Annotated in this window: 7 protein-coding genes and 1 pseudogene; 5 read left to right on the forward strand and 3 right to left on the reverse strand. The window is 70.3% G+C overall.

Annotated elements, in window-relative coordinates:
- Positions 1-51 precede the first annotated feature (51 nt).
- A complete protein-coding gene (locus B4M60_RS09080; protein ID WP_291082546.1) occupies positions 52-684 on the reverse strand; it encodes a nuclease-related domain-containing protein in 633 nt (210 codons plus the stop codon).
- 429 nt (positions 685-1,113) lie between these two features.
- On the opposite strand from B4M60_RS09080, the gene B4M60_RS09085 reads away from it, so the two are divergent.
- Entirely contained in the window at positions 1,114-2,364 is a 1,251-nt protein-coding gene (locus B4M60_RS09085) for an LLM class flavin-dependent oxidoreductase (RefSeq protein ID WP_291082549.1), read from the forward strand.
- The gene (locus tag B4M60_RS09090) at positions 2,361-3,062 is read left to right on the forward strand and encodes a CE1759 family FMN reductase (protein ID WP_291082552.1); all 702 of its coding nucleotides are present in this window, start codon (positions 2,361-2,363) and stop codon (positions 3,060-3,062) included. The genes B4M60_RS09085 and B4M60_RS09090 overlap by 4 nt, the downstream gene beginning before the upstream one ends.
- 43 nt (positions 3,063-3,105) lie before the next feature.
- On the opposite strand, the gene B4M60_RS09095 is transcribed toward B4M60_RS09090, so the two are convergent.
- Together B4M60_RS09095 and mca are read right to left on the reverse strand one after the other, a co-directional pair.
- The gene (locus B4M60_RS09095) at positions 3,106-3,420 is read right to left on the reverse strand and encodes a hypothetical protein (protein ID WP_414646772.1); all 315 of its coding nucleotides are present in this window, start codon (positions 3,418-3,420) and stop codon (positions 3,106-3,108) included.
- Positions 3,417-4,340 carry a mycothiol conjugate amidase Mca gene (mca, locus tag B4M60_RS09100; protein ID WP_291082556.1) on the reverse strand — a complete coding sequence of 308 codons (924 nt, stop codon included), beginning with the start codon at positions 4,338-4,340 and terminating at the stop codon, positions 3,417-3,419. The genes B4M60_RS09095 and mca overlap by 4 nt, the downstream gene beginning before the upstream one ends.
- A 116-nt stretch (positions 4,341-4,456) precedes the next feature.
- Here mca and B4M60_RS09105 point away from each other — a divergent pair, with 116 nt between their 5' ends.
- The 3 genes and pseudogenes from B4M60_RS09105 to B4M60_RS09115 all read left to right on the forward strand — a co-directional run.
- Positions 4,457-4,915, forward strand: coding sequence for a DUF4307 domain-containing protein (locus B4M60_RS09105; RefSeq protein WP_291082559.1), 459 nt, complete (start codon positions 4,457-4,459; stop codon positions 4,913-4,915).
- 123 nt (positions 4,916-5,038) lie between these two features.
- Positions 5,039-5,536 (forward strand): transcription elongation factor GreA, encoded by a 498-nt coding sequence (gene greA / locus B4M60_RS09110; RefSeq protein ID WP_291082562.1) that lies wholly within the window; start codon positions 5,039-5,041, stop codon positions 5,534-5,536.
- A gap of 93 nt (positions 5,537-5,629) precedes the next feature.
- Positions 5,630-6,986: pseudogene (locus B4M60_RS09115) on the forward strand (restriction endonuclease); the annotation flags it as partial.

Raw genomic sequence — 6,986 nt, forward strand, 5'->3', positions numbered from 1 at the left:
CGCACACGCAGACGCTAACCGCAGACGGCCTGGTGCCCCCTCTCGGAGGCCTCACCGCCGCCAGGTGCCCGAACGCCGGGCGACTTCATGGACGGCATCGATCTCCCGGATGTCCAGTCGCTGCGGCTGCGACTCGAGGAACCGTGTGATGCCACGGCGGGGAACCACCGCGACCGCACCGTCGGCGGGCTGACTCTTGACGGTGAATCCCCCGCGGGCCCCCACGACCGCGATCAGGCCACTGGCGTGGACCGGGAAGCCGACGTGCTCGGTGAGCAGTCTCGATGCACGCCTCGCCTCGTGCCGGGCTTTGCGGACGTACGGGACGCGGGTGCCGTTGACCATGAACGTGTCCCCACCCACCCAGATCGACGCTGTCGGATGATGCTTGGAGTTCACGGTGAAGACTCCCCCAGGCCCGATCACCACGTGGTCGATGTCGGCGCCTCGCTCACCCACCTGCACCGCGTGCAGGATCCTCCACCGAGGACCCAGCCTGGCCAGCTCCCGGGCGACGGCCTCTTCGCCGTCCGCGCCGATGCGCCACGCTCGCTCGGCGGTCTTTGCCCCGCCCACCCGGGCGAAAATGTGGCGGAGCGTGCCCTGTGCCTGGCGCTCGGCGAGTGCACGCTCGCGAGCGGCCGCACCGGCACGTACCCCGGAGAGGTCGCGGCCGCTCCCCATTGACGGAGGAGCCGAGGGGCCAGGTGAGGACGGCGGCGGCGGCACAGGCAGCGGCACCGGCCCCACCTGCGGTGATTGTCCGCACTGACGACGTTCCTGCGCCTCCAGGTGATCCCCGATCGCCTTGCGCAGCAATGGGAGGTTGGACATGTCATCCGAGTGGAAGCGACCTGACACCAGATCGAGATAGCCGAGGTCCGTTCCGCCGGGTGTCTCTGCATACAGACGGACTTGCCCGTGTCGGGCCCACCGCCGGACGATCCACTCAGTCTCTCGACCCCCTTGTGTCAACGACGAATCCTCACACCCGACGCGGTTGTGCGCAGAGGAATGGACCGTCCCACGGAGCAGGAATACTCCCGCGGGGACTTTTGTTTGACATGTCAGCAAGTTAGGATAAGCGGCATCACCGACGAAAGGCTCGCCATCATGCAGTTCGGAATCTTCTCCATCGCCGACATCACCCCGGATCCCCTGACCGGGGCCGTAGCCACCGAGCACGAGCGGCTCGACGCCGTGGTGGAGTACGCGGTGCAGGCCGAGCAGGTGGGACTCGACGTCTTCGCGCTGGGCGAGCATCACAACCCGCCCTTCGTCACGTCGTCTCCCACCACGACGCTCGGCTACATCGCGGGCCGGACCTCGGACATCATCCTGTCCACCGCCACGACGCTCATCACCACCAACGACCCGGTGAAGATCGCCGAGGACTACGCCATGCTCCAGCACCTCGCCGGTGGCCGGGTGGACCTCACGATGGGCCGCGGCAACACCGGCCCGGTGTACCCGTGGTTCGGCCAGGACATCCGGCAGGGCCTGCCCATCGCGATCGAGAACTACGAGCTCCTGCACCGGCTGTGGCACGAGGACGTGGTGGACTGGGAGGGCAAGTTCCGGACGGCCCTCCAGCAGTTCACCTCCACCCCGCGACCGCTCGACGGCATCGCCCCCTTCGTGTGGCACGGCTCGATCCGGTCGCCGCAGATCGCCGAGCAGGCCGCCTTCTACGGCGACGGCTTCTTCCACAACAACATCTTCTGGCCGATCAGCCACACCAAGCAGATGGTGGAGCTGTACCGGCGCCGCTACGAGCACTACGGTCACGGCGCCGCCGACCAGGCGATCGTCGGCCTGGGCGGCCAGTTCTTCGCGCGGAAGAACAGCCAGGACGCGGTCGACGAGTTCCGTCCCTACTTCGACAACGCCCCGGTCTACGGCAACGGTCCCTCGATGGAGGACTTCACCGCCCAGACCCCGCTGACGGTGGGATCGCCGGAGCAGGTGATCGACCGCTACATGACCATGCGCGAGCACGTGGGCGACTACCAGCGCCAGCTGTTCCTCATCGACCACGCCGGCCTGCCGCGCAAGACGGTCCTGGAGCAGATCGAGATCCTGGGCACCGAGATCGTGCCGGTCCTGCGGCGCGAGCTAGACGCGCTGCGCCCGGCACACGTCCCGGACGGCCCGACCCACGCCGCGCGGGTCGCCGCCCGCGACGCCGCCCTGGCCACCGCCGGCGACCCCGCCTACTCGGACGCCTATCGCTTCGGCACCGGTGACAACTGGACGGGCCTGACCGCCGAGGGCGGTCAGCGCGCCCAGGAGCAGTCGCTCGCGCGCGCCCGCCGCGACCAGGCCCGCCTGGCCGAGGCGCCGGCCGGGAAGGGGTCCAAGTGAGCACCCCGCAGAACGCGAACGCGGCGGGGCGGCCGCTCAACCTCGTCGTCGTCTCCGCCGGAACCTCGGTGCCGTCCAGCACCCGGATGCTGGCCGACCGGCTCACGTCCGCCACCCGCCACGCCCTCGCCCGCCACGGACACGACGTCCACGTGACCGTCCTCGAGGCCCGAGAGCTCGCACACGAGGTGGTCGACGCCACCATCACCCGCTTCCCCGGGGAGAGGCTGGCCGCGGCGATGGACGAGATCTCCCGGGCGGACGGGCTGATCGCGGTGACGCCGACGTACAACCAGTCCTACTCGGGCCTGTTCAAGGCGTTGTTCGACGTGATCGAGCCCGGCGCGATCGCCGGCGTCCCGGTGGCGCTGGGCGCGACCGGCGGGACCGCCCGGCACTCGCTGGCGATCGACTACGCGCTCCGCCCGATGTTCGCCTACCTCAAGGCCGACGTCGTGCCGACGACCGTCTTCGCCGCGTCAGAGGACTTCGGCTCCGTCACCACCTCGGCAGACGAGGACTCGCTGGCGACACGCACCGGCCGCGTGGGCACGGAACTCGCCGACTACATGCTCCGCTTCGCCGGGGTGACCGGAGGCGCGGTGGCGCCCACCCGGGCGGACGAGGGGCGGGGGCGCAGGACCGACGACGACGAGTTCGGCGACTTCGTCCCGATGGGCGACCTCCTGGGTCGCTGATCGGCCGAGGACGGCCCGTGTGCGTCTGGGGTCGCCAGCGAGGTCAGGAGTGATCGGCGCCCGGAGTGCGCTCCACGCCGGACCTGTCTGTGCCCTCGTCCGCCAACTGGTCCGGCTCGGGATGCTCGGCGTCGAAGCTCTCGGGGAGGTTCTTGATGTGCTTGTTCATGTTGCGGATGAGCAGCACGGTGGCGATGAGCAGCAGCAACACCACGGGGATGCCGATCGGCGAGGCCTTGCCGAACTCCGGGCCCATCGGACCGTCGTTGTACCCGGGAGTCCCCGGCGACTGGTTCTGCGCCACCACCATCACCGACTGGTACGCGAGGATCTGGACGTCCGGTCCCAGGGTGATCATCTCGGGTCCTCACTCGTGCTCGGTCCGACGGGGAGCGCGACGTACGGGTCGACTCCCTCGAACAGGTCTGACTCGTATTCTCCCTCAGCCGGCTGAGGGAAGCCCACCCGGCTGGCCGCGAGCTCGAACTCCTCGGTCGGCCACACCCGCTGCTGCATCTCCACCGGGGCCGCGAAGAACCAGCCGTTGGGGTCGATCTGGGTGGCGTGGGCCAACAGCGCCGAGTTGCGCTGCTCGAAGTAGTCCGCGCACTCCACCCGCGTGGTGACCCGCTCCATGATGTCCGGGCGGTCTCCCCACCGGGAGAGGAACTCCTCGAAGTGGCGGACCCCGTCGCGGGCGAACAACTCGTCGTCGAGCCGCTGCAGTCGGCTCTTGGGGAACCCGTGCGTGTAGTAGACCTTGGCCACCGCCCACGGCTCGCCGGCGTCCGGATACCGGGTCGGATCGGCGGCCGCGTCGTAGGCGGCCATCGACGCCGAATGCACCTTCAGGTGATCCGGGTGGGGATACCCGCCGTTCTCGTCGTACGTGATGATCACGTGCGGGCGGAACTCGCGGATCCTGGCGACCAGGGCGGCGGTGACCTCGTCGTCGTCGGCAAGGGCGAAGCACCCGGGAGGCAACGGGGGCAGCGGATCCCCCTCGGGCAACCCCGAGTCCACGTAGCCCAGCCAGTGGTGGTGGACGCCCAGGATGTCCGCCGCGCGCGCCATCTCGCGGCGCCGCACGCGGGGCAGGTCGGCGGTGACGTCGGGGCGGTCCATGGCCGGGTTGAGGATGCTCCCCCGTTCGCCGCCGGTGCACGTCTCCACCAGCACGTTCACCCCCTGCGCGACGTATCTGGCCATGGTCGCGGACCCCTTGGACGCCTCGTCGTCGGGGTGGGCGTGCACCGCCATCAGCCGGAGACCGGCCATCGTCGCACCTACCGTTCCTCAAGAGCTCGTTTCTGGATGTCCGCCCCATTCTATGGACCTCCGGCCCGGCGGTGCCCCCGGGCCGGTCCGCGGGAGGGCCCCGATACCCTGGGTGCATGAGTGAGTCGAGGTCGGACGCCACGCCGCAGGTCCCCGTGACCCCACCGGCCGGGCGCTACGACGACGCCGAGACCGGGTCGGCACTGACGGGCAAGGTCATGGCCGGGTTCCTCGTGGTTCTCGTCGGCGCGCTCCTGGTGGCCGGCGTGGTGACCATGTACCGCCTCAACGCCACCCCGGACATCACCGGCGAACTGTTCGGCGTGACGGTCGTCGACGACGGGCGGACCGACCTCGTCGTGAACGTCACCCGCGACGACCCGGCCACGCCCGTCTACTGCATCGTCCGCGCCCAGGACCAGACCAAGGGCGAGGTCGGCCGGCGCGAGGTGTACGTCCCGCCGTCCGAGTCCGGCACCGTCCAGGTCGAGACCTCCGTCGCCACCTTCTCGCGCGGATTCACCGGGGACGTGTACGGCTGCGGCGACGACGTCCCCGAGTACCTGCGCAGGTGACGGCCCCTCTCCGGACGCGACGCAGGTCAGTGCTGTGTTAGCATCGTCCCATCAGCACGGCTCCCACTGCGGAGCCGTGTTTTCGTTACAGCACCACGCACACGAACAGATTGGAGTGCGCTCATGGCGAACGACACCCAGGTCTACTGGCTCACCCAGGACTCCTTCGACCGCCTCACGGCCGAGAAGGAGGCGCTGATCGCCAACCGCCCGGTGATCGCCGCGGAGATCAACGAGCGGCGCGAGGAGGGCGATCTCAAGGAGAACGCCGGGTACCACGCCGCGCGCGAGCAGCAGGGCCAGGAAGAGGCCCGCATCCGCCAGCTCGACGATCTCCTGGCCACCGCCCAGGTCGGCGAGACGCCCACCGAGACCGGCGTCGCGCTGGTCGGGTCGGTCGTCCGCGCGTACTACAACGGCGACGAGGACACCAAGGAGACGTTCCTCGTGGGCACCCGCGGCGAGGGATCCGGCAAGGACGACCTGGAGATCTACTCCCCCGAGTCCCCGCTCGGCAAGGCCATCCTCGGTGCCAAGATCGGCGAGACCCGCGAGTACACCGCCCCCAACGGCAAGACGGTCTCCGTGACCATCGTGACCGCGGAGCCGTACCAGAGCTGACCGGGCTCATCCGGGTTCCGGTGGTAGGTTCTTGACGAATGTCGGGCCCGGATCGACCAGCCCGATCCCACGCCCGCGCAGCAGGAGTTCCACGTGTCACACGGTTCCCAGGACAGGCCCTTAGGCCCGGCCCCGACGATCGAGGCGGCGGCCGAGCGGGTTCTGGGACCGGCGCTGCGCACCGGCCAGTCGCCGTTCGAGGAGGACCTCTACACGTGGACCCCTGAGGTCGCGGAGGAGCTGGTCCGGCGGCTGGACGCCGACGCCGAGGAACAGTCCGGCGACTCCACCCGCTCCCCCGTCATGCAGGCGCTGCACGACCAGCTGGAGGGGGCCCCGCGGCCGGTGCTCCTGCTGGCCGCGGAGCTCCTGTACGTCCAGCAGTTGCCGCTGTCCACGGTCACCTCCCGCCTCAAGCGGGGGCGGATCCGCGACGTCCTGTCCTGGATGGAGAACCCGCCCGAGATCCCCGCCGACCTGGACGAGGCTCTCGGCGAGAAGGGCCCGCTCACCGGCGGGCTCGGGTTCAACGTCCAGATGCGGGAGCACCTGCGCTGGCTGTGCTCATTCGTCATCCACTGGGCCGACCTGGACGCGACCGAACGCGACGCTGCGCTGACGGACCCGTGGGAGTTCCAGCGCGCCGCCCGCTCGACGCCCGGCGACTGGCGGGCCATCCGCTACAGCCTCCAGTACCTGGCGTGGCCCGGGTACTTCCAGCCGATCGTCAAGCACGAGCACAAGACCCGGATCCGCGACGCCTTTGCCGACCTCATCGGCGGACCGTCGGGGATCGACGAGCTGGACATCGACCAGGACCTCCACCGCATCTCCGAGGTCCTCAGCGCGCAGCTCGGCCAGCCGGTCGACTGGTACCGGGGCGCCGTGGCCAACCAGTGGCAGCGGCACCGCGACGACCACTCGCGGCGGGCCTGGCTGGTCCGGCCCGGCCGCGGCGGGGTGGGACAGGCGGGCCAGTGGGTCGCGCAGAACCGCATCGCCCTGCCCGCCTCGCACCTGCCCCGCATCCCGGCGCACGCCAGCCGCCTCGAGGTCTCCCAGGCCGTCGAGCAGGGGTACCCGCACCTGGACTACCAGGCCCGGTTCCAGCTCACCGCCGAGCTGCACACCTTCCTGTCCCGGATGAGCCCGCAGGACGTGGTGGCCACCGTCGCCGACGCCAAGCTGCACCTGGGCACCCTCACCGACGACCTCGGCTACGTCGAGGACGGTGGCCAGCAGCTCGAACGCTCCGTGCGGTGGAGCGCGGTGACCCTCGACCTGGACACCCTCCCCAGCCCGCTGTCGGAGCTGATCGGGGAGCCCGGCACGGTCGTCGACCTCACCGACGGCCTGGACGCGCTGCTCGCGGTCATGCACCCCGGCCGCCACTCCGCCGAGTCCGCCGTGATCGAGGCCCCCGGTGCCGGCACCGTGCCCACCCTCCCGG

The organism is Dietzia sp. UBA5065 (assembly GCA_002415925.1).
Lineage (GTDB): Bacteria > Actinomycetota > Actinomycetes > Mycobacteriales > Mycobacteriaceae > Dietzia.

Bases quoted from the DNA above. Each gene is read 5' to 3' on its own strand.
- B4M60_RS09080 (WP_291082546.1), bottom strand. From the start codon at position 684: ATGGGGAGCGGCCGCGACCTCTCCGGGGTACGTGCCGGTGCGGCCGCT.
- B4M60_RS09085 (WP_291082549.1), top strand. From the start codon at position 1,114: ATGCAGTTCGGAATCTTCTCCATCGCCGACATCACCCCGGATCCCCTG.
- B4M60_RS09095 (WP_414646772.1), bottom strand. From the start codon at position 3,420: ATGATCACCCTGGGACCGGACGTCCAGATCCTCGCGTACCAGTCGGTG.
- mca (WP_291082556.1), bottom strand. From the start codon at position 4,340: ATGGCCGGTCTCCGGCTGATGGCGGTGCACGCCCACCCCGACGACGAG.
- B4M60_RS09105 (WP_291082559.1), top strand. From the start codon at position 4,457: ATGAGTGAGTCGAGGTCGGACGCCACGCCGCAGGTCCCCGTGACCCCA.
- greA (WP_291082562.1), top strand. From the start codon at position 5,039: ATGGCGAACGACACCCAGGTCTACTGGCTCACCCAGGACTCCTTCGAC.